Here is a 22089-nt window from a genome sequence, read left to right on the forward strand (position 1 = left end):
GCCGGCGCCCGTCGGCAGTCTGGGTCGAACCGCTGTGCCGCGGACGGGAGTTGCCGTGGCGCGCGAAGCAGCCGTCCGTTGGTCGCACCCTGGGCATCGTACCTGCGGGGCAGGCGCCCACCGAAGGGTGCCGCACGGGCCGTTTGACGAGGTGGGAGCAGATGGGGCGCACTCAGGACGGTGACCCAGGGTGAGCGAATCACGGCTCGTGACGGCCGGAAAAGGGGGTGGGAGCAGAACGAAGCCCCCGATCACGGGGGAACAACCGGGGGCTTCGCGACTCTGGGCGGCTTCGAACTGCCGCACATTCAGAACGTAAGACCTGTACGGCCCCTGGGTCAAGCCGAGTTGAGGCACTCAGGGAAGTTCACGCGTGAGGGTCTTCACAAGTTCAGCACACTGCGGGCGGTCCGTCACCGTGGGTGACAGCGTGGTCCGGTCCAACCGTCCCGCAGGGCCCCGGGAGCACCTCGTATCCCTTCCTCAACTCCCTTACCAGGAAGGCCGCGTGCGGTCGCGAAGGGTCTTTGGTGAAGTGTTCGCGTTCCGCCTGGACCCACCCGTCCCAGAAGTCCCGCTGGTCCGCCCCGTCCCGCAGCCGCCCCCGTGCCCAGGCCTCCTCCTGGGGCATCTCCATCCACAGCAGCCGCGCGAGGAACGGGCGCACCGCCCGGCGTCCGGCGCCGACGCCCTCGACGAGGACCACGGGCGCGGCCGGCAGCGCGCGGGGCGTGCCGAAGCGTCGGGCGTGCCAGTCGTAGGGCGCGTAGTGCGCGGTCTCGCCGCGGCCGAGCGGTGTGATCACCTGGCTCAGGAGCCGCTCGGTCCAGCCGAACAGTTCGTCGTGGGTGGCGAGGTCGTCCAGGTGCAGGACAGGCGCGCCGCCCAGGGCCGCGGCCAGCCACCCGGTGAACGTGGACTTGCCGGACCCCGCGTGCCCGTCGACGCCGACGAGCCGGACCGGGCCGCAGGACGGGGGCAGCCGGCTCAGGCGGTGGGCGAGGTCGTGCATGGCTGTTCCCGGGAGGTCGTGGGGTGATGCCGCTGGGTGCCGGGACATTCTAGTGATCGGCGGCCCTCGCCCCAGGTCATGCCAGTGGTCGACACCAATATTGGTGGGCGTGGCATGTCCCGAAGTGCTGGCAGGGGCGTGCCGCCTGTGTCCATAGTGGGCGCACAGTCGTTCATTGGATCTGTCCCGCATCGGACAACCTGGGGGTCCTCCGCCCATGAGCAGAGCCGAACAGCCGTCCCGCAGAACCGTCCTGGCCGCCGCGGTCGCCGCCGCCGTGGTGAGCGGCGCGGGCCCGGCGGTAGCCGACACCGCCACCGGCGCGGCCGACTCCGACCGGGCCCCGAGGGGTTTTGTCGACAACCACGCCTGGACCAGCTACGCCGACTGGCGCGGCGGCGCCGCCCGCGGCACCCGGGCCGTCGCGGGCCTCCGTCCGGGCCTCGCCATCGGCGCAGCCCTCGGCAGCGTCGACTACACGGACCCGCACACCGGCAGGACCGCCCCCTGGGAGTACGCGACCTGGACGTCCCCCGTCCACAAGCTCTCCGTCCCCGCGACGGAGACCATCGCCTCCTGGAACGCGCACACCCCCGCCGGCACGTGGCTCCAGATCGAACTGCACGGTACGTACACCGACGGCACGGACACCCCCTGGTACGTGATGGGCCGCTGGGCGGCCGGCGACCAGGACATCAAGCGGACCTCCGTCGACGGCCAGACGGACGGCAAGTCCACCATCTGGACGGACACCTTCGCGATCGACGACACGACGACGGGCCTGCGCCTGGCGTCGTACCGGCTGCGCCTGACCCTCTACCGCAAGCCCGGCACCAAGCTCACCCCCACCGTGTGGCGGCTCGGCGCGATGGGCTCCGCCGTCCCCGACCGCTTCACCGTCCCGGCCTCCACGCCCGGGCTCGCCCAGGAGCTGATCGTCCCGCGCTACTCGCAGGAGATCCACATCGGGCAGTACCCCGAGTACGACAACGGCGGCGAGGCCTGGTGCAGCCCCACCTCCTCGCAGATGATCATCGAGTACTGGGGCGGCCGGCTCACCCCGGACCAACTCGCCTGGGTCGACCCGGCCTACGCCGACCCGCAGGTCGACAACGCGGCGCGCTTCACCTACGACTACCAGTACCAGGGCTGCGGCAACTGGCCGTTCAACGCCGCCTACGCGGCCACGTACAAGAACCTCCAGGGCGTGGTCACCCGGCTCGGCTCGCTCACCGACCTGGAGACGCTGATCGCGGCGGGCATCCCGGCCATAACGTCCCAGTCGTTCCTCAGCAGCGAGCTGACGGGCGCGGGGTACGGCACGTCCGGCCATCTGATGACCGTGATCGGTTTCACCGCCGACGGCGACGTGATCGCCAACGACCCCAACTCGCCCAGCGATCCGGCCGTCCGCCGCGTCTACAACAGGCGCGAGTTCGAGAACATCTGGCTGCGCACCAAGCGGTACAACGCCTCCGGAAAGCTCTCCTCCGGTACCGGCGGCGTCTGTTACCTCTACTTCCCGGCGCACCCGACCGCCCGCCAGCGCAAGGCACTCGCGGCGGTGGGCGTCCGCTGACGCGGGGCTTGTGACCAAGGTCTCCGGCTCAGGCGGCGAAATGGATGGCAAGGTGGACAGAACGGGGGAGTCCACCGCACATCCGACCTCTGCGAGCCACCATGACCGCACACTCAGCCACCGCCGCCCGCACCCGTACCCGCACCGGCGGCCCCAAGGGCGACGGTCCGAAGATCGCCGAACACGTCATGGGCTGGACCCTCGTCGTGGTGATCGCGATGCTCGTGACCCAAATCGGCCTGCTGTGACCTGACGCATACGTGACCTGCCATACTGCGGTTGACCCAGCCCAGTTGGAGAGCCAGAGTCGAAATTGGAAATCAGTCAGCAGCGTGACGTCGTACGTCCCCGGGCGCGCGGTACCGAGCGTTCCTTGGCGCGCCGCGCCGAACTCATCACCATCGGCCGGAAGTTGTTCGCCGACACGTCCTACGACGCGCTGTCCATGGACGACATCGCGCGGCAGGCGCATGTCGCCAAGGGGCTGATCTACTACTACTTCCAGTCCAAGCGCGGCTACTACCTGGCGATCATCAACGACTCGGTCGCCGACCTGGTGACCTTCGCGGCGAGCGGTCTCGAACTGCCCCAACTGGACCGCGTACAGCGGACGATGGACAGCTATCTGCGCTGGGCCGAGCACAACCAGGCCGCGTACCGCACGATCGTGAGCGGCGGCGTCGGCTTCGACACCGAGGTGCACGCCATCCGCGACGGGGTGCGCGCGGCGATCGTCGCGACCATCGCCGAGGGGGCGTACGGCCGTACCGACATCTCCCGGCTCGCGCGCATGGGCCTGTTCGGCTGGGTGTGCAGCGTCGAGGGCGCCACCCTGGAGTGGATCAGCGGCCCCGACCTGTCCCGCGAGACGATGCGCGAACTCCTCGTGAAGACCCTCGGCGGCACGATGCGCGCCATCGAGGAACTGGACCCGACGTATCCGGCGCCCAAGCCGGCCCGCCGGGACGGCTGAGCAGGCGCGCCGGACCAGTTCCGAACGACCGGGTTATTCTTGAAGTAAGCGGTCGTTAACTGGTGACGAGAGACCTCCGATCGGGCATACTCACAGCGCAGAGCCGCTGGTCAGCCGCTTCCGAGACCCGGGAGCGGGAGCAGCGGCCGTACTCGTGCGATACCCGGCGGACTCGCCTCGACCCAAGGCGTGCGCCCGCCGATGTGCCCGACAAGGGAGGAGAGCGTCGCCATGCCCGACCGCGCCCCGCAGCCGGTGGACCGGCAACTGCCCACGGACGAGGCCCGGGATCTGATCTCGCTGGTCCGCGACATCGCGCAGCGAGAGATCGCCCCGAGAGCGGCCGAGGAAGAGGACGCCGGACACTTCCCGCGCGAGGTCTTCACCCTGCTCTCCGAGTCCGGACTGCTCGGCCTCCCGTACGACTCCGAATACGGCGGCGGCGACCAGCCGTACGAGGTCTACCTCCAGGTCCTCGAAGAGCTCGCGGCGGCCCGCCTCACCGTCGGCCTCGGCGTCAGCGTCCACTCGCTGTCCTGCCACGCGCTGGCCAACTACGGCACCAAGCAGCAGCAGGTCGAGCACCTCCCCGCGATGCTCGGCGGCGGACTCCTCGGCGCCTACTGCCTCTCGGAACCGTCCTCCGGCTCCGACGCGGCCTCCCTGCGCACCAAAGCGGTCAGGGACGGCGACGACTGGGTGATCGACGGCACCAAGGCCTGGATCACGCACGGCGGCATCGCCGACTTCTACACGGTCATGGCCCGCACCGGTGAGGACGGCCCGCGCGGGATAAGTGCCTTCCTGGTGCCCGGCGACGCGGCCGGCCTGACCGGCGCGGCACCCGAGAAGAAGATGGGCATGAAGGGCTCGCCCACCGCGCAGGTCCACTTCGACGGCGTCCGCGTCCCCGACGAACGGCGCCTCGGCGAGGAGGGCCAGGGCTTCGCGATCGCCCTGTCCGCGCTGGACTCCGGGCGGCTCGGCATCGCCGCCTGCGCGATCGGCGTGGCCCAGGCCGCGCTCGACGAGGCGGTGGCCTACGCGACCGGGCGGCAGCAGTTCGGGCGCCCGATCTCCGACTTCCAGGGCCTGCGCTTCATGCTCGCCGACATGGCCACCCAGATCGAGGCCGGCCGGGCGCTCTACCTCGCGGCGGCCCGGCTGCGCGACGCGGGTCGCCCGTTCGCCAAACAGGCGGCCATGGCCAAGCTGCACTGCACCGACACCGCGATGAAGGCCACCATCGACGCCGTCCAGGTGCTCGGCGGATACGGCTACACCGCGGACTTCCCGGTCGAGCGCTACATGCGTGAGGCGAAGGTGCTCCAGATCGTCGAGGGCACCAACCAGATCCAGCGCATGGTCATCGCCCGCCACCTGGCGGGTCCCGAAGCCTACCGAACCGGCTGAGGCCCGGGCTCCGTCCGGCGGGTCATGCCGCAGGCGGGGGGCCTGGCACGCCCTCAGCCTCACGGGCCGGGAGGAGACCCCGCCGATGTCGATGTCTCCTCCGCCGTGTGGCCGCAGCGCCGCGCCCCGCTCACCAGTGCCGATCGGGCGCCGTCGTCTCCCGCCGGCCCGATCCGCCGGACAGGCCCTGCGGCGGCGCCGCCAGCCGCACCCACTCCGGGTCGTGACGCCCCGGCAGGGTGCGGCCCCGGTCCGCCCAAGTCCGCATGAGGTCACGGTAGATGGGCGGATCCTGGGGCTGCGGCGGCGCCGGCGGAACCGATTCTGCGGGCGCGGGGACGAAGATCCGGCGCTGACGCCCGGTCGGCGCATATGTGGCGGTCATACCAGGGCAACGTAAGGGCACATCGGCAGGTCACCGGTGCCCGTAATCGAGCGTGAGTTCACCGGCGTACCGGTCTCGGCTCTGGCTACCGCACACTTCCTGACGTACCGTCACCTCCACTGCCCCCAGGGGAGGTTAGCCGTGGCAGACGACCGTCCCGTGCCCCTCGACGAGTACCCCGTGCACCAGGTCCCCCTGTCGATGAAGCACGTCGCGACCGGCGACCGGAACGCCTACGACCGCTGCATCTTCCACGTCCTCGACCACGAGGGCCGTGCCCTGCTCATCCTCGGCCTCGGCGTCTACCCCAACGTCGGTGTGATCGACGCCTACGCCACCCTCCGCACCGGCGACACCCTGCACGCCGTCCGCGCCTCGGACGCCCTCGGCGACGACCGCATGCACCTCGCCGTGGGCCCGCTGCGCATCGAGGTGGAGGAGCCGCTGCGCCGACTGCGCCTGCGCTGCGAGGACAACTCCCTCTCGTACGACCTCACTTGGACCGCCGAATTCCCCGCCCTCTGGGAACCCCACCACGTCCAGTACCGCGGCGACCGGCTCACCCTCGAAGGGCGCCGCTTCGTCCAAGCCGGCGGTGTGGAGGGCGTGATCCGCACCGGTGACGAGGAGTTCCGGGTCACCGCCGACGGCTGGACCGGTACCCGTGACCGCAGTTGGGGCGTGCGGCCCATCCCCGGCGAGGAGGGCGGCCGGCTCGCCGAGGAGCACCCGACCGAGGGCTTCCACTGGATCTGGTGCCCGGTCCGCTTCGAGGACAGCTTCCTCATGGTCATCGTCCAGGAGGACGCCGACGGTCACCGCACCCTGAACGAGGCGACCGTCGTCCGCCCCGGCCACCGCGACCGCCAACTCGGCTGGCCCCAGGCCGAGATCACCTACCGCTCCGGCACCCGCCACCCCGAGCGCGCCCTCATCCACCTGGGGGACGCACGGAAACCCCAGGAACTCGACGTGGAGATCCTGACCTCCTCACCCCTGGCGATCGGCGCCGGCTACCCGCCCGCCGACGACTGGCAGCACGGCACCTGGCGCGGTCACGAGTGGCTCGACCGACGGACCTACGACCTCACCCAACCCGCCCCGCTCGCGGCCTACGGCGTGACCGACCACGCGGCCCGCTTCCGCCTCGACGGCCGGATCGGCCACGGCATCTTCGAGCACGGCTCGTTCGGCCGCCACGACCCGAGCGGCTTCACCGGCTTCGACTCGGTGGCACCGTAAGGCAGTTGAGGTGACATCCCGGTGGCACCGCAAGGGAGTTGAGACGACATGGCGACGGCACCCCGCCCCCGCACCACCACCCGTGACCCAGAGGAGCTCGCCCACCGCCTCACGGCCTGGCTCGACACCCGCCTGCCCGGCGCCAAGGCCGTCAATGTCACCGTCCCCGCGTCGAACGGCATGTCCAGCGAGACCCTGCTCTTCGACATCGAACACCCTGAACCCCTGCTCCGCGCCTGCGCGTTGAGACTCGCGGCCGACCCGGCGGCGTACACCGTCTTCCCGGTCTACGACATGCCGCGCCAGTTCCGCACGATGCGCCTGGTCGCCGACCGCACGGACCTGCCGGTGCCGAGAGTCCGCTGGCTGGAGGAGGACCCCGGCCCGCTGGGCGCACCGTTCTTCGTCATGGAGCGCGCCGGGGGACGCGTACCGCCGGACGTCATGCCGTATACGTACGAGGGCAATTGGCTGCACGCGGCGACCGACGCGGAGCGAGCGCACCTGGAGGCCGCCTCGGTCGCGCTCGTCGCCCGCCTCCACGACCAAGTGCCGTTGCAGGAGGCCGAGTTCCTCACCCTTCCGGGCGACGGCGACGCCCTCACCCGGCACGTCGCCTCCCAACGCGCCTACTACGACTGGGTGGTTGACGGACTCGCCCGCTCACCCCTCATCGAGAGCGCCTTCGACCGGCTGACGGACCTCTGGCCCACCGACCCGGGCGAACCGGTCCTCAACTGGGGCGACGCGCGCATCGGGAACGTCGTCTACGACGGGTTCGACCCCGTCGCCGTCCTCGACTGGGAGATGGCGGCCCCGGCCCCGCGCGAGGTCGACCTCGGCTGGACCGTCTATCTGCACCGCTTCTTCCAGGACCTCACGGTCGCCTTCGGCCAGGCGGGCCTGCCGGAGTTCTTCCGCCGGGACCGGGTGGAGGCCCGGTACGCCGAACTCACCGGTCACACGCCGCGCGACATGGACTTCTACACCCTGTACGCGGCTCTGCGGCACGCGATCGTGATGCTGCGGATCGCCTACCGGCAGGCGTACTTCGGTGAGGTGGCCGTCCCGGCGGACCCGGACACACTGATCCTGCACCACGGCAGCCTGCGGGCCATGGTGCAGGGCAGTTACTGGGGTTGAGGGAGTGCGCTCAGGCGGCGCGGCGCATGTCCGGCACCCGCATCGGGCGCGAGCTGGGGCCGCCGACGTGCGAGAAGGGCTGCGTCCGCCAGTCCAGCCCCTGAGGGAGCGTCAACAGCAGCGCGGTGTCCTGCTCCTGGGGCTCCATGGACTCGTCGGCGGACCGGGCGTCGGCCGCCTCACGGCCCGTACCGGCGCAGACCGTCAGCCCGAACGGGTTCCACGGCGAGGCGCACAGCGCGTGCTCCGGCAGGACCTCCTCGTCCGCGAGGAGCGCGATGGGCTGCACGCAGTCCGGGCAGATCACCCGGTACATCTCCAAGGTGTCGTACGCGTCGGGTTCGTCGGCCTCGAAGCCGTCCGGGCCGTCGGATTCGACGCCCTCCGGCTCGGGCTCGACGACGAGCTGCGGCCGCTTGGGCGCGGTGCGTCCAGGGCGCTTCACACTCTGCATGGGTTTCTCCCCCTACTGGGCTGGGCCGTGAAGGCGCTGCGGCCTCGACCACAGCAAGCACTTCCCGTCCGGTCTCCGCGGTAATCACGAGACCATCACGGAGACCGCTCGGGGCCTGTGGCGTTCGTCACATGCCGCCCGCAGATGCCCGGGGCGGCGGATTTGTCCCCAGCTGACTCACCAGCCGCTCCCGGCAACATCACGAACCGGGTATGACCTGCGCCGCTCAGCTATCGGAGGAGATCAGACGCCATGTAAGTTCTTGCGTCATGGAGGAGCTGGACCGACAAATCGTGCAGCTGCTCGTCAAGGACGGGCGGATGAGCTACACAGACCTGGGCAAGGCCACGGGCCTGTCCACGTCGGCCGTGCACCAACGGGTGCGCCGGCTGGAGCAGCGTGGCGTCATCCGCGGGTACGCCGCGGTCGTCGACCCGGAGGCGGTGGGTCTGCCCATGACCGCCTTCATCTCGGTGAAACCGTTCGACCCCAGCGCCCCCGACGACATCGCGGACCGCCTCTCCGGCGTCCCCGAGATCGAGGCCTGCCACAGCGTCGCGGGCGACGAGAACTACATCCTCAAGGTGCGGGTCTCCACCCCGCACGAACTGGAGGAGCTGCTCGCCCGGCTGCGCGGCCTCGCCGGGGTCTCCACCCGGACCACGGTGGTCCTGTCGACGCCGTACGAGGCCCGTCCGCCGCGCATCTGACCCACCTGCGTGCGGGGCGGTGGTGGTGAGGCGCGAGACTGTTCCCCATGAGTGAGCGCACCCCCGAACCGACGACCGTCCTGCTCCGTCGCGGCGAAGTCCACAGCCCCGCCGACCCGTTCGCGACCGCGATGGTCGTGGAGCGCGGCCAGGTCGCCTGGGTCGGCTCCGAGGGCGCCGCCGACGCGTTCGCGGACGGCGTCGACGAGGTGGTCGACCTGGACGGCGGGCTGGTCACCCCGGCGTTCACCGACGCACACGTGCACACCACCGCCACCGGCCTCGCGCTCACCGGTCTCGACCTGTCGGACGCGCCCTCCTTGGAGGCGGCCCTGTCCCTCGTCCGGGACTTCGCCGCAGCCCGCCCGGCCGACCGTGTCCTGCTCGGCCACGGCTGGGACGCCGCCCGCTGGCCGGGGGGCCGCCCGCCGACCCGCGCCGAACTCGACACGGCGACGGGTGGACGCCCGCTCTACCTCTCCCGCATCGACGTCCACTCGGCGGTCGTCAGCACGGCCCTGCTCGACCTGGTCTCCGGCTTCGACGCGCCCGACGGCCCGCTCACCGCCGACGCCCACCACGCCGTACGCGCCACCGCGCTCGCCGCCATCACGCCGGAGCAGCGGACCGAGGCCCAGCGCACCGCCCTCGCCCACGCGGCCTCCCTGGGCGTCGGCTCGGTCCATGAGTGCGCCGGGCCCGAGATCTCCTCCGAGGACGACTTCACGGGCCTGCTGCGGCTCGCCGCCGAGGAGCCGGGACCGCGTGTCGTCGGCTACTGGGCGGAACAGGACGTGGAGAAGGCGCGGGAACTGGGCGCCGCCGGAGCCGCCGGTGACCTCTTCGTCGACGGCGCCCTCGGCTCGCACACCGCCTGCCTGCACCAGCCGTACACCGACGCCGGGCACACCGGCCTCGCGTACCTCGACGCGGACGCCGTCGCCGCCCATGTCGTCGCCTGCACCGAGGCGGGCCTCCAGGCGGGCTTCCACGCCATCGGGGACGCCGCCGTGACCGCCGTGGTCGAGGGCGTCCGCGCAGCCGCCGAGAAGGCCGGCCTGCCCCGCGTCCGCGCCGCCCGCCACCGCGTCGAACACGCCGAGATGCTCACCCCGGAGACCATCGCGGCCTTCGCCGAGCTGGGCCTGACCGCCTCCGTGCAGCCCGCCTTCGACGCGCTGTGGGGCGGCGAGGACGGCATGTACGCCCAGCGCCTGGGCGCGGAGCGGGCCCGCGCCCTGAACCCCTTCGCGGCGCTGCTCCGCGCCGGTGTCCCGCTCGCCTTCGGCTCCGACAGCCCGGTCACCCCGATCGACCCGTGGGGTACCGTCCGCGCCGCCGCGTTCCACCGAACGGCTGAACATCGGGTCTCCGTGCGCGCCGCGTTCACCGCGCATACGCGGGGCGGCTGGCGGGCCGTAGGACGGGACGACGCGGGTGTTCTGGTCCCCGGCGCGCCCGCCGACTACGCCGTCTGGCGGACCGACGCCCTGGTGGTGCAGGCGCCCGACGACCGGGTCGCGCGCTGGTCGACCGACCCGCGCTCCGGCACGCCCGGACTGCCCGACCTGACGCCCGGCGGCGACCTCCCCGTCTGTCTGCGCACCGTCGTGGGCGGACGGACGGTGTTCGTACGGCCGGGCGAGTGATCTCCCGGGGTGGCGCGCCCCCGATCCACGGCCGCCGCCCCGTCGCGCGACCTGCGCATCCTCTGCCCTGACCAGGCGATTGAGGGAGAAAGGCCAGGTCAGATGGCTGTTGACAGGCGGGCGCAGGGGGCCGGTAGGTTCGTCCGAGTCCACCACCGGACGCCCGACCGGGGAACCTCCGAACAATCGCCGAAGCGCCGCTGGGTCAGGGACGGTGTGCCGCGCCGGGCACCGTCACTGGGAGCCAGGCTCAGCGCCCGCGCCACGGCGAGGGAACGTTCCGGCCGGTCGGCTGGTGTGACCCGGGTGGGGCCCGGACGTCCAGTAGACAACGGCTTTGGTCGACCCGCAGCCGGCGGGTCCCAGGTCGGCCCGAAGGGCGCCGGGCCCCCATCCGCAGCACATAGGTGCCGAAAGGCGCGTTCTTACCCCGTTCTTGTCGAATCGACACCAGCGTACGAACGACCTGGCACGTCATCCCAGGCGGCGGCCACTATGGTGGACGCCTGCGTACGGACATGAAGGGGCAGCAGTGAACGACGGCGACGGAGCCCTCGCGGCACAGGCCCAGGGGCGGAAGTTCGGCCCGCTCGGCACGGCCTTGGTGATCATCCCGACCTACAACGAGGCGGAGAACATCAAGTCCATCGTCGGGCGGGTGCGGAAGTCGGTCCCCGAGGCTCACGTCCTCGTGGCCGACGACAACAGCCCCGACGGCACGGGCAAGCTGGCCGACGAGCTGGCGGCCGAGGACGAACAGGTCCAGGTGCTGCACCGCAAGGGCAAGGAAGGCCTCGGTGCCGCCTACTTGGCGGGCTTCCACTGGGGCATGGACAACGGCTACGGCGTGCTCGTCGAGATGGACGCCGACGGCTCCCACCAGCCCGAGGAGCTGCCCCGGCTGCTCACCGCCCTCAAGGGCGCGGACCTGGTGCTCGGCTCCCGCTGGGTGCCCGGCGGCCGGGTGGTGAACTGGCCGAAGTCCCGCGAGTTCATCTCCCGCGGCGGCAGCCTCTACTCGCGCGTGGCCCTCGACCTGCCGCTGCGCGACATCACGGGCGGCTACCGCGCCTTCCGCCGCGAGACCCTCGAAGGCCTCGGCCTGGACGACGTGGCCTCCCAGGGCTACTGCTTCCAGGTCGACCTGGCCCGCCGCGCCGTCAAGGCCGGCTACCACGTCGTCGAGGTCCCCATCACCTTCGTGGAGCGCGAACTCGGCGACTCCAAGATGAGCCGCGACATCCTCGTCGAGGCTCTGTGGCGGGTCACCACGTGGGGCGTGGCGGAGCGGGTCGGCAAGCTCCGCGGCCGGGGAAAACCCGGGGGGAAGCCCTCACAGCCGTAGCACTACGACCTCACAGGCGCGGTTGATCGTTCGCTTATCCCGCACTGAGCCGGGTCCAGGCACACTGGACGTATGACGACTGGCTCACCCACCCCTTCCGCCGCCGCCCGGCCACCGCGTTCCCGGCTGCGTACGTTCCTGCCGCTGGGCATCGCGCTGTGGCTGGTGCTGGAGATCTGGCTGCTGACCGTGGTGGCGGGCGCGTCGAGCGGGCTCACGGTCTTCCTGCTGCTGCTCGCCGGGTTCGTGCTCGGCGCGGTGGTGATCAAGCGGGCGGGGCGGCGGGCCTTCCAGAACCTGAGCCAGGCCGTGCAGCAGGGCACCGCCCCGGCCAGCGGCGGTGGCAGCGGCCTGATGATGCTGGGCGGCCTGCTGCTGATGATCCCCGGTCCGATCTCGGACGCGGCGGGCCTGCTCCTGCTCGTCCCGCCGGTCCAGCGGGCCCTGGGGCGCTACGCGGAGCGCGTGGTCGAGCGGAAGCTGCGCAGGGCCGCTCCCGGCACCCTCGGGGACGCCTTCCAGCAGGCCCGTATCCACCGCCCGGACGGCAAGGTCGTCCAGGGCGAGGTCATCCGGGACGAGCCCGGCAGCGACGCTTCGCAGGGCCCCCGTCCGCCGCTGAGTCGCTGACCCGGACGCGGACAGGCAAAAGCGCGGGCGCCGTACATGTTCGTACGGCGCCCGCGCTTACTTGCTTGTGTCACTTGCGTGTGCGGTAGAACCGCTCCGCACCTTCAGGACTAGGCCGACTTGCGGCTGTCCCTCGGGTGAACCGCGATATTCATCGCGCCGGAACGGAGAACGGCAAGACGCTCCTCGAGGACCTCTTCGAGTTCCTCGCGGGTGCGCCGCTCCATCAGCATGTCCCAGTGGGTACGCGCGGGCTTGGCCTTCTTTTCCTCAGGGCCGTCGCCGTCGACCAGGAGTGCCTGGGCCCCGCAGACCTTGCACTCCCACTCCGGCGGGATCTCCGCCTCGACCGAGAAGGGCATCTCAAAGCGATGTCCCTTCTCGCATGCGTACTCCACGGCCTGGCGTGGTGCCAGGTCGATACCGCGGTCCGTCTCGTAGCTGGTCACCACGAGGCGCGTGCCGCGAAGAGCTCGCTCACTCATGAATCGTGCCTCCCGGGCTTGTCGCCCACAGGACAGGTGTCGCTGTCGTCGTCATCCGGTCAACGTCCGGTCGGCGGTAAAGATTCCCGTACGGGGTCATGCGTCGCCGTCGTAGCCGCCCCTTGTTGTACCCACCAGCGCCCGGTTTGTCACATCTACTAGCAGATGTCACCTAGCGATTCGTCATCTTTGACGCGCAGTAACGGTACGCCAGGCAGGCCAAACGCGTACACTACCGCCCTTTCGCCTTGAGCGCTAAATCCTCTCGGGAAGAGGATTTCCCGCGTCGCCGATCGCCCGCGCCACCGGAACCCGTGCGAGCAGCACGAACCCGACGACGAAGAAGGCCACCAGGGAGATGATCGCGTCCCGATAACTTCCGGTCAGCTGGTACGTCACCCCGAACAGAAGTGGGCCCAACCAGCTCATGCCCCGATCGCTCATCTCGTACGCCGAGAAGTACTCGGCCTCCTTGCCGGGCGGCACGAGATGGGAGAACAGGGACCGGGACAGCGCCTGGCTGCCGCCCAGCACCAGGCCGATCCCGGCGGCCAGCACGAAGAACCAGACGGGCGCGCCGGCGGGCAGGAAGTACCCGGCGGCCAGTGTCACCGTCCACGCGACGAGCGAGCCGAGAATCGTCCGCTTGGCTCCGTACGTCCGGGCGAGTCGCCCCATGCCGAGCGCCCCCGCCACCGCCAGCACCTGGACCATCAGCACGGCCGTGATGAGCGTGGACTGGCTCAGGCCCAGCTCCTCGGAGCCGTACACGGATGCCTGCGAGATCACCGTCTGGATGCCGTCGTTGTAGATCAGGTAGGCGAACAGGAAGGACAGGGTGAGCGGCTTGCCGCGCATGTCCCGGACCGTCGCCGCGAGCTGCCGCCAGCCCCGCGTTGTGGGCGCCTCGGACGTCGTACGGCCGCGGTCGCGCAGTCGTTTCAGCGGTACGAGGGTGAAGGCGCCCCACCAGATCCCCGCCGACGCGAGACAGATGCGGACGGCCATCGACTCGGACAGGCCGAAGGAGTCGTGGGCGGTGAACAGGATCAGGTTCGCGACCAGGACCAGGGAGCCCGCCGCGTAGCCGAAGGCCCAGCCTCGGGAGGAGACCGCGTCGCGTTCCTCGGGCGGGGCGATCTGCGGAAGGTAGGAGTTGTACAGGACCATCGAGACGGCCACGGAGGAGTTGGCGACGATCAGCAGGAAGCCGCCGAGCAGATAGCGGTCGCCGTCCAGGAAGAACAGGCCCGTGGTGGCGGTCGCGCCCACATAGGCGGCGAGCGCCAGCAGCGGCTTCTTGCGGCCCGTGCGGTCGGCCGCCGCGCCCGCGAGGGGCATGACCAGGATCGACACGATCACGGACGCGGAGACGGTGTAGGCGAAGAAGGAGCCCGCCCGGACCGGTATCCCCAGGGGATGCACGAACCCGTCCGGGTCGGCCGCCGACTTCGCGACCGAGGTCAGGTAGGGGCCCAGGAACACGGTGAGCACGCTCGTCGAGTAGACGGAGCAGGCCCAGTCGTAGAAGTACCAGCCGTGCTGTTCGCGCCGGCGTTCGGCGGCCTCGTCGGCCGCCGGTGACCGCAGGGTGTCCGTACCCACCCGTGCCCTCGCTTCCCCGTGAACGCGTCGCCCCGGGGGCTCAGGCCCAGACGCCCCGCTCCACCATGACCTCGCGCAATGTGTCGATGTGATCGGTCATGATGCCATCGACTCCCAGGTCCAGGAGCCGGTGCATGCGATCGGCCTCGTTGATGGTCCACACGTGGACCTGCACCCCGCGCGCGTGGGCGGCACTTACGAAGCGGCGGTCAACGACGGGGATGCCCGACTGCTCCTCGGGCACCTGTGCGGCGACCGCCGAGCGGCGCACCGGAAGAGGCGCGCCCCAGGACCGCAGCCGCAGGTTCAGCACCCCGCGCGTGCCGAACGACGTGGCCAGGCGCGGCCCGGCCAGGTGCTGGGCGCGGACCACGCGTTTCTCGGAGAAGGAGCCGACACAGACGCGGTGCCAGGAGTCGGTGCGCTCCAGGAGGTCCAGTAGGGGGTGGAGCGCGGGCTCCGCCTTGATGTCGACGTTCCAGCGCACCTCGGGGAACGTCTCCAGCAGCTCCTCGAAGAGGGGCACCGGTTCCTTGCCCGCCACGCGCGCGTGGCTCACGTCCGACCAGAACAGGTCCGCGATCCGGCCGGCGCCGTCGGTCACCCGGTCCAGGGTCTCGTCGTGGAAGGCGACGAGCTTCCCGTCCGCCGTGGCGTGGACGTCGGTCTCGATGTACCGGTAGCCCAGCTCGACCGCGCGGCGGAACTGGAACACGGTGTTCTCCAGGCCGTCCGCCGCGCCGCCCCGGTGGGCGAAGGGGATCGGGCCGGGGTGGTCGAGGTAGGGATGACGTATGGGCGTGGTCACCGGGGCAGTATGACCCGTTCCGGTGACCCGCCGGCTACGACCGTGCTGCCGTCGGATGCCGACGGGACGGCGAACACGCGCAGGAAGAGCTGGGCGAGCGGGCCGATCGCCAGGGCGTACAGGAGGGTGCCGATGCCGACGGTGCCGCCGAGCGCGAAGCCGGTGGCCACGACCGCGACCTCGAGCACCGTCCGCGTCAGCCGGATCGAGCGGCCCGTGAGCCGGTGCAGCCCCGTCATCAGCCCGTCGCGCGGGCCCGGTCCGAAGCTCGCGGAGATGTACAGCCCGGTGGCGACCCCGTTGAGCAGGATGCCCGCCAGCAGCAGCGGAATCCGTACGGCCAGGCCGTGCGCGTCCGGCACCAGCGCGAGGGTGCCGTCCATGGCCAGGCCGATCACGAACACGTTGGAGACGGTGCCCAGGCCCGGGCGCTGGCGCAGCGGGATCCACAGGAGCAGCACCGCCGCGCCCACGATGATCGAGACGACCCCGATCGTCAGCCCGGTGAGTTCGGCGAGGCCCTGGTGCAGCACGTTCCAGGGCTCCAGGCCCAGGCCCGACACCACCAGGAGCGCCGAACTGGCGCCGTAGAGCGCGAGTCCGACGTAGAGCTGGACCAACCGTCGCCCGAGACGGTTCCGCGTGGACAAAGGGTGCCCCCTGGTGGTGGTAGTGGCCTGACACATGACACTCTGTGGCTTGAGAACGAACGACAACCATGGCCAATTCCGGGAAGGTGGACTGGTTTCCATGGCGCAGTGGACCTCGGCGATGGGCGCCGCACAGCTCGCCCGGCTGCTCAACTCCCAGCAGGACCGCCCGGCGGGGCCGGGTACCCGTCGGCCGCCCGCCTATCGGGCGCTCGCGGACGGCATTCGCCTGCTCGTGCTGGAGGGGCGCGTCCCGGTGGCCGCCCGGCTGCCCGCCGAGCGGGAGCTGGCCCTGGCGCTGTCCGTCAGCCGGACCACCGTCGCCGCCGCCTACGAGGCGCTGCGCGCCGAGGGGTTCCTGGAGTCCCGGCGCGGAGCCGGGAGCTGGACCGCCGTACCGGCCGGTAACCCGCTTCCCGCGCGCGGGTTGGAGCCGTTGCCCCCGGAGGCCCTCGGTTCGGTGATCGACCTGGGCTGCGCCGCCCTGCCGGCGCCCGAGCCGTGGCTCACCCGGGCCGTGCACGGCGCCCTGGAGGAACTGCCGCCGTACGCCCACACGCACGGCGACTACCCGGCCGGGCTGCCCGCGCTGCGCGCGATGATCGCCGAGCGGTACACCCTGCGCGGGATTCCGACCATGCCCGAGCAGATCATGGTGACGACCGGTGCGATGGGCGCCATCGACGCCATCTGCCATCTCTTCGCGGGGCGCGGCGAGCGGGTCGCCGTCGAGTCGCCCTCGTACGCCAACATCCTTCAGCTGATGCGGGAGGCGGGCGCCCGGCTGGTGCCCGTGGCGATGGCCGAGGGACTCTCCGGCTGGGACATGGACCGCTGGCGGCAGGTCCTGCGGGACGCCGCGCCCCGGCTCGCGTACGTCGTCGCCGACTTCCACAACCCGACCGGCGCCCTCGCCGACGACGACCAGCGGCGTCAACTCGTGGACGCGGCCCGCTCGGCCGGCACCGTGCTCGTCGCCGACGAGACGATGTCCGAGCTGTGGCTGGACGAGGACGTCGACATGCCGCGTCCCGTCTGCGGCTTCGACCCGGCCGGCTCTACGGTCATCACCGTCGGTTCCGCCAGCAAGGCCTTCTGGGCGGGCATGCGCATCGGCTGGGTGCGCGCCGCCCCCGACGTGATCCGCAGCCTGGTCGCCGCGCGCGCCTACGCCGACCTCGGCACACCGGTACTGGAGCAGCTCGCCGTCAACTGGCTGTTCAGCACCGGGGGTTGGGAACAGGCCGTGGACATCCGGCGTGGCCAGGCCCGAGAGAACCGGGACGCGCTGGTCGCGGCGGTACGGCGGGAGCTGCCCGGCTGGGAGTTCGAGGTGCCCAGGGGCGGGCTCACGCTGTGGGTCCGCACGGGCGGTCTTTCAGGGTCTCGGCTCGCCGAGATGGGGGAGCGCGTGGGGGTGCGGGTGCCGTCCGGGCCGCGCTTCGGCGTCGACGGGGCCTTCGAGGGGTATGTGCGGCTGCCGTTCACCGTGGGCGGCGCGGTGGCCGAGGAGGCGGCGGCACGGCTGGCCGCGGCGGCCCGGCTGGTGGAGAACGGGGTCAGCGGGGGCGGCGCCGAGTCGCCGAGGACGTTCGTGGCGTAGCCGGGGGCGGGAGGTATCCGGGTGCGGTGCGGGCGACTCCCGGCCGCCCGCACCGCACCCGGGCTGCTACGAACTCTCCGCCACCGCGGCCTCCACCACCGCTTCGGTCGCCACCGTCTCCGCCGCGTCCGCCGGGGTCGTGCGCGGCGGGAGCAGCGCCAGCACCGCCTGGCGGTCCGCGTCGTTCGTCGCGTCGTCGTACGGGTCCGGGGTCGCCGGGACCTGGAGCCGGTGGACCGGGCCGTTGCCCAGGCGGGCGTAGCCGCGGCCAGGAGGGATGTCGGCGATCGGCGTGGTGTGCGGGGGAGCGCCCAGGACCGCCTCCAACTGCGCGGCGGTGGCGGGTCCGAGGACGACACGCGCGCGTGTGTGCTGTCGTACGGCGTCGCTGAGCGTGTCCGCGCTGTCGAACTGGTCGGCCACCACCACCGTGACATGGGCCGCGCGGCCGTGCCGGAGGGGGACCTGGAGCAGGGACTGCGGGTCCTTGTAGCCGTCGGCCGCCGCCACGTGGGCGAAGGCGCTGGGGCGGTCCAGGATGATCCACAGGGGGCGCCTGGTGTCGTCCGGTGCCGGGTGGCCCGACTGGCGGGCGCGGTTGGCCGCGATCAGCCGGCGTTCCGTCTCCTGGGCGGCCCACTCCAGGCTGGCCAGCGCGCCCGCGAGCCCGCACTCGACCGCGAGGACTCCGTCCCGGCCGGTGAGGCACGCGTACTCGCCGGCGCCGCCTCCCTCGACGACCAGGATGTCGCCGTACTGGAGGGCCTGGAGGGCGATGGAGCGCAGCAGGGTGGAGGTGCCACTGCCGGGCTGGCCCATGACCAGCAGGTTCGGCTCGGTGGAGCGGACGCCGGTGCGCCAGACGACCGGGGGGACGTCACGCTGTTCCGCACCGTGGGTGAGGGGGAGCGTGCGGTGGACCTGGGTCGGGTCGGTGAAGCCGAGGACGGTCTCGCCGGGGGCGGTGACGAAGCGCTGGGCGGCGATGTCGGTGGGGAGCGGGGCGAGGACGCCGACCGTGAGCTGGTTGCCCTCCTCGTCCCACGCGAAGTGGTACTCCCGGCCGCGGCCGGACTTCGCGGTGAGCAACTGCTCGATCCGCGCGCGGGAGTCGGGCTCGCCGTCGGTGAAGTACGCCGGATAGCGGACGACCAGGTGGGCGACGCGGCCCGAGCCGTCGAACTCGTAGGCGGGGAAGGCCTTCTCCCAGTCGCCGCCGTGGGCGAACAGGGGGGCCGGGTCCTCGGCGGTCGCGAAGTAGGGCACCAGTGCCTCGTAGAGGGACTGGAGGCGCTGGGTCTGGGACTCGTCGGGCCCTTCGGGCGCCGGCGGGGTGCGATCGCGGCCGTGCCATGCTGCCGCCGCCATCAGGGTGATGGCGGCGAGCAGCGGGCCGTAGGGCACCAGGGCCACGACCAGGATCACCGAGGCGACGAGGAAAAGCAGCGGCCCGCGCTTGTCCTTGGGGGTCTCGGCCCATCTGCGCCGTCCGGCGGATGCCAGCCGGCGCAGACCCCGGGCGATCGTGATCAGCGGATGGAGGACATCGGTGGCGCTGTCGGCCGCCGTCCGGGCCAGCTCCCGGCTCCGGGCGATCTGTGCGGTGCCGTTGCTCAGGATGCGGGGGAGGGGGCGCCGGGCCACTGCTGTCTCCTGAAGGTGCGTACGAGTGGTTGCGTCAGAACTTGATGCCGCCGAGGAGGCTCGCCAGGCTCTCGCCGCCGGCCTTGATGCTGGGGGCGATGGCCGTGCTGGCCATGTAGAAGCCGAAGAGTGCGGCCACCAGGGCGTGGGAGGCCTTGAGTCCGTCCTTCTTGAAGAAGAGGAAGACGATGATGCCGAGAAGGACGACGCCGGACATGGACAGGATCATTTGAGCTCTCCTGGTTCGTGGGGACAGTCACCATGAGTTCTTCCAGGATCACAGGATGTATCCATACGATAAAAGGTGCAACTGGGTGAATTTCGGCGGATTTCCCTCGGATGGTGGAGCGCATTCGGGCCTTCCGAGCAGGGGTTTTCCTGTGTCGGGCCCAGTGGTGATCTTTGCCTGGGACGGCGCCGGTCATGTGTCCGCGGAGCCAGTACGCTGGCGATTCACCCGTACTAGTGAGAGGCGGTCAGGCCGATGAGTGAAGCCCCCGACCCCGAGGTCGTGGAGCTCGCGACCAAGATCTTCGACCTGGCCCGGCAGGGCGGGACCGAGGCGCTGGTCGCGTACGTGGACGCGGGCGTTCCGGCCAACCTCACGAATGACCGCGGTGACTCCCTGGTGATGCTCGCCGCGTATCACGGGCACGCCGAGGCCGTACGGGCCCTGCTGGCGCGGGGCGCCGAGGCCGACCGGATCAACGACCGGGGGCAGACGCCGCTCGCCGGAGCCGTCTTCAAGGGCGAGCAAGAGGTGATCGAAGTCCTGCTGGAGGCCGGCGCCGATCCGGCCGCGGGCACCCCGTCGGCGGTCGACACGGCGCGGATGTTCGCCAAGGCCGAGCTGCTGGAGCTGTTCGGCGCGCACTGACGCACGGCCCGTCGACAGCTGCGCCGGGCCTTCTGATCAGGTACGACAAGGAAAACGGGGGAAAACGGGGGAAGGCAGCACGGGCCCGCCCGAAATTTCGGTCGCGGCATCGAGAACTGCCGGGTCATCATGACGTCGTGATTTACGGACGCGATGGCTGGGCAGGTGTTGCCGCACCGCGCGGGCCGTAGATGCGGCCCGCATGGGCCACCTACGAGAGGCAGAGGAAAATGGTCTACAGCAAGCAGGAAACGGCGGGCGCCCCGACGTGTTGTCACGTGGCCAGGTAGTGCACGTCCCCCGGTTGCGTCGACGCTTGATGTGAGGCTGTTTCCCATGTTCGATCCGGTCATAGCGCCCAGCGGTACGCTGCTCGGCCTGCTTCAGCGGGGCCGCGGCGACGGCACACTGCACGCGCTCACCGCCCCGCGTGCCGAAGCACTCGCGGCACTGAACCACTGTGTGCTGCGCGACCCCCGCCACGACTGGCAGGTGGAGAACCGCTCCCTGTACTACGCCCGTCTGTACCTCGACCTGAACGGCGACCTGGACGCCGTCGAGGCCCACCTCTTCGACGCCGAGGACGTCCTGGACACCGAGGAGTCCCGCACGGGCCTCGCGCTCGCCGTCCTGGGGCATCTCGCCTCCTACGGCAGGCGGGACGCGCTCGCGCTGCTGCGCAGGTACGCGGCCTCGGGCAGCAACTGGGCCTGGGCCCTGGACGAGCTGGCGCTCCGGGACGACGACGCGGGCCTGCGCGCCCTCGCCGCTCCCGTCCTGGCGCGGTTCCCGGCCGACCCGGAGGGCGAGGCCGAGCTGGCCACCGTCGTACGGGACGCCTTCGAACCCCGGCCCTGGCGGCTGTGGGCCGAGGATCCACGCGAATCGATCGCCACGCGCGTGCGTGCCGCCCAGGAGGCCGGCTGCTTCGACCGCTGGCAACGCCAGATGCGACCTACCGGGCCCCGCCCGGGGTGGAGCGTGCAAGCGGTGTTCGAATGGGCCCAACAAGGCCTCGAACGCGGCGCCGCGCTGCACGTCCCCGCCGCCCGCTGCCTCAGCGCGGTCGCGGGCCCCGAGGACCGGCCCGAGATCGTCGAGGCGGCCAAGGACGGCGGCGAGGGAGCCCGCTGCACCGCCCTGCGGTATCTCGCCGACAGCAACGATCCCGAGGCCCTCGAACTGATCGAACGCGCGGTCGCCACCGGCTCCGCGCCCGTGGTCGAGGCCGCCGTCGACGCCTTCGAGCGGATGCGCTCCGTCGCCGCCGTCGACCGGGCCCGCGGCTGGGCCCGCCGCCCCGACCCGCTCGGCGCCGCCGCAGGGCGGATGCTCGCCTGCCGGGGCGGAGCCCAGGACAGCGACCTCGTCCTCGGCGCCCTCAGGGAGGCCGTCATGGGCGAAGGGCCCGACGCGCCCACCCTGTGGACCCTCGTCGACGGCGCCGGACGCCTCGGCATCGTCTGCGCCGCACCCGTCCTGCGCCATGTGTACCGGGAGACCGCCTCGTCCCATCTGCGCACCCGGGCCGCCCGCGCCCTGGCCGCCACCGACCCCTCCTACCCCACGGGCTTCGCCGTCGAGTGCCTCTGGGACTGCGAGGAGACCACCCGCGAGATCGCCGCCCGGCACGCCGAGACCGGCGACGCCCGCGTCGTGGAACAGCTCCGCAGGCTCGCCGCCGACCCGGCCGAGGAAGCGGAAGTCCAGACAGCCGTACGGAGCCGGATCGGGCCCGACGCACCCGCAGTGTGAACACGGGATGACCCGCGGGTCAGACAGGCATGGACGCCGTCTGACCTGCTCGGGTGTGCAGTGCAACGCTCATGGGACGTTCACCGTTCGCATAGATCCACGTTGACGCGGGCACGTCCAGCACGGC

The 22089-nt window shown here is 71.5% G+C and carries 22 protein-coding genes; 13 read left to right on the plus strand and 9 right to left on the minus strand.

Going from position 1 to position 22089, the window contains the following annotated elements; all coding sequences use genetic code 11:
- Window positions 1–391: 391 nt before the first annotated feature.
- Window positions 392–1012 carry a uridine kinase gene (locus ACIQBL_RS42150; RefSeq protein ID WP_401952578.1) on the minus strand — a complete coding sequence of 207 codons (621 nt, stop codon included), beginning with the start codon at window positions 1010–1012 and terminating at the stop codon, window positions 392–394.
- Window positions 1013–1229: 217 nt separating this feature from the next.
- On the opposite strand from ACIQBL_RS42150, the gene ACIQBL_RS42155 reads away from it, so the two are divergent.
- From ACIQBL_RS42155 to ACIQBL_RS42170, 4 genes are all read left to right on the plus strand, one after another.
- Entirely contained in the window at window positions 1230–2591 is a 1362-nt protein-coding gene (locus tag ACIQBL_RS42155; RefSeq protein ID WP_401952580.1) for a peptidase C39 family protein, read from the plus strand.
- A 101-nt stretch (window positions 2592–2692) separates the two neighbouring features.
- Window positions 2693–2839, plus strand: a complete 147-nt coding sequence (locus tag ACIQBL_RS42160) for an SCO1431 family membrane protein (RefSeq protein ID WP_401952583.1) — start codon at window positions 2693–2695, stop codon at window positions 2837–2839.
- 65 nt (window positions 2840–2904) lie between these two features.
- Window positions 2905–3564, plus strand: a complete 660-nt coding sequence (locus tag ACIQBL_RS42165) for a TetR/AcrR family transcriptional regulator (RefSeq protein WP_401952585.1) — start codon at window positions 2905–2907, stop codon at window positions 3562–3564.
- A gap of 231 nt (window positions 3565–3795) precedes the next feature.
- Window positions 3796–4977: an acyl-CoA dehydrogenase family protein gene (locus tag ACIQBL_RS42170; protein ID WP_401952588.1), complete on the plus strand. Its 1182-nt coding sequence runs from the start codon at window positions 3796–3798 to the stop codon at window positions 4975–4977.
- A 130-nt stretch (window positions 4978–5107) separates the two neighbouring features.
- Here the strand turns inward: ACIQBL_RS42170 and ACIQBL_RS42175 are convergent, their stop codons facing one another.
- The gene (locus tag ACIQBL_RS42175; RefSeq protein ID WP_401952591.1) at window positions 5108–5362 is read right to left on the minus strand and encodes a hypothetical protein; all 255 of its coding nucleotides are present in this window, start codon (window positions 5360–5362) and stop codon (window positions 5108–5110) included.
- Window positions 5363–5503: 141 nt separating this feature from the next.
- On the opposite strand from ACIQBL_RS42175, the gene ACIQBL_RS42180 reads away from it, so the two are divergent.
- Together ACIQBL_RS42180 and ACIQBL_RS42185 are read left to right on the plus strand one after the other, a co-directional pair.
- On the plus strand, window positions 5504–6604 hold the full coding sequence (locus tag ACIQBL_RS42180; RefSeq protein WP_401952593.1) for a hypothetical protein: 1101 nt from the start codon (window positions 5504–5506) through the stop codon (window positions 6602–6604).
- Between the two features lie 48 nt (window positions 6605–6652).
- Entirely contained in the window at window positions 6653–7747 is a 1095-nt protein-coding gene (locus tag ACIQBL_RS42185) for a phosphotransferase family protein (protein WP_401952596.1), read from the plus strand.
- 10 nt (window positions 7748–7757) lie between these two features.
- On the opposite strand, the gene ACIQBL_RS42190 is transcribed toward ACIQBL_RS42185, so the two are convergent.
- A complete protein-coding gene (locus tag ACIQBL_RS42190) occupies window positions 7758–8201 on the minus strand; it encodes a hypothetical protein (RefSeq protein ID WP_401952599.1) in 444 nt (147 codons plus the stop codon).
- 269 nt (window positions 8202–8470) lie between these two features.
- On the opposite strand from ACIQBL_RS42190, the gene ACIQBL_RS42195 reads away from it, so the two are divergent.
- The 4 genes from ACIQBL_RS42195 (at window position 8471) to fxsA (ending at window position 12535) form a co-directional block, all read left to right on the plus strand.
- Window positions 8471–8911, plus strand: a complete 441-nt coding sequence (locus ACIQBL_RS42195; protein ID WP_043683290.1) for an Lrp/AsnC family transcriptional regulator — start codon at window positions 8471–8473, stop codon at window positions 8909–8911.
- 47 nt (window positions 8912–8958) lie between these two features.
- Window positions 8959–10560, plus strand: coding sequence for an amidohydrolase (locus ACIQBL_RS42200; protein WP_401952602.1), 1602 nt, complete (start codon window positions 8959–8961; stop codon window positions 10558–10560).
- 532 nt (window positions 10561–11092) lie between these two features.
- Window positions 11093–11905: a polyprenol monophosphomannose synthase gene (locus ACIQBL_RS42205; RefSeq protein WP_401952604.1), complete on the plus strand. Its 813-nt coding sequence runs from the start codon at window positions 11093–11095 to the stop codon at window positions 11903–11905.
- A 72-nt stretch (window positions 11906–11977) separates the two neighbouring features.
- The gene (gene fxsA, locus ACIQBL_RS42210; RefSeq protein ID WP_401952607.1) at window positions 11978–12535 is read left to right on the plus strand and encodes an FxsA family membrane protein; all 558 of its coding nucleotides are present in this window, start codon (window positions 11978–11980) and stop codon (window positions 12533–12535) included.
- 110 nt (window positions 12536–12645) lie between these two features.
- Here fxsA and ACIQBL_RS42215 read toward each other — a convergent pair whose 3' ends face one another.
- From ACIQBL_RS42215 to ACIQBL_RS42230, 4 genes are all read right to left on the minus strand, one after another.
- Complete coding sequence (locus ACIQBL_RS42215) at window positions 12646–13020, minus strand: RNA polymerase-binding protein RbpA (RefSeq protein ID WP_003977404.1); 375 nt, start codon at window positions 13018–13020, stop codon at window positions 12646–12648.
- A gap of 255 nt (window positions 13021–13275) precedes the next feature.
- Window positions 13276–14625, minus strand: a complete 1350-nt coding sequence (locus ACIQBL_RS42220; RefSeq protein ID WP_401952609.1) for an MFS transporter — start codon at window positions 14623–14625, stop codon at window positions 13276–13278.
- Between the two features lie 40 nt (window positions 14626–14665).
- Window positions 14666–15433 (minus strand): glycerophosphodiester phosphodiesterase, encoded by a 768-nt coding sequence (locus ACIQBL_RS42225; RefSeq protein ID WP_401952611.1) that lies wholly within the window; start codon window positions 15431–15433, stop codon window positions 14666–14668.
- A complete protein-coding gene (locus ACIQBL_RS42230) occupies window positions 15430–16119 on the minus strand; it encodes a YitT family protein (RefSeq protein ID WP_401952614.1) in 690 nt (229 codons plus the stop codon). Before ACIQBL_RS42230 ends, ACIQBL_RS42225 begins: the two co-directional genes overlap by 4 nt.
- Window positions 16120–16183: 64 nt before the next feature.
- Between ACIQBL_RS42230 and ACIQBL_RS42235 the strand changes: the two genes are divergently transcribed.
- Entirely contained in the window at window positions 16184–17686 is a 1503-nt protein-coding gene (locus tag ACIQBL_RS42235) for a PLP-dependent aminotransferase family protein (RefSeq protein ID WP_401952616.1), read from the plus strand.
- A gap of 66 nt (window positions 17687–17752) precedes the next feature.
- Here ACIQBL_RS42235 and ACIQBL_RS42240 read toward each other — a convergent pair whose 3' ends face one another.
- Window positions 17753–19330 (minus strand): hypothetical protein, encoded by a 1578-nt coding sequence (locus ACIQBL_RS42240; RefSeq protein ID WP_401952618.1) that lies wholly within the window; start codon window positions 19328–19330, stop codon window positions 17753–17755.
- 34 nt (window positions 19331–19364) lie between these two features.
- Window positions 19365–19559 carry a hypothetical protein gene (locus ACIQBL_RS42245; protein ID WP_019059657.1) on the minus strand — a complete coding sequence of 65 codons (195 nt, stop codon included), beginning with the start codon at window positions 19557–19559 and terminating at the stop codon, window positions 19365–19367.
- A gap of 255 nt (window positions 19560–19814) precedes the next feature.
- Here ACIQBL_RS42245 and ACIQBL_RS42250 point away from each other — a divergent pair, with 255 nt between their 5' ends.
- Window positions 19815–20207: an ankyrin repeat domain-containing protein gene (locus tag ACIQBL_RS42250; protein ID WP_401952621.1), complete on the plus strand. Its 393-nt coding sequence runs from the start codon at window positions 19815–19817 to the stop codon at window positions 20205–20207.
- A 336-nt stretch (window positions 20208–20543) separates the two neighbouring features.
- Window positions 20544–21962 (plus strand): HEAT repeat domain-containing protein, encoded by a 1419-nt coding sequence (locus ACIQBL_RS42255; RefSeq protein WP_401952623.1) that lies wholly within the window; start codon window positions 20544–20546, stop codon window positions 21960–21962.
- Window positions 21963–22089: the final 127 nt, after the last annotated feature.

The organism is Streptomyces sp. NPDC088350, from assembly GCF_044753545.1.
GTDB lineage: Bacteria > Actinomycetota > Actinomycetes > Streptomycetales > Streptomycetaceae > Streptomyces.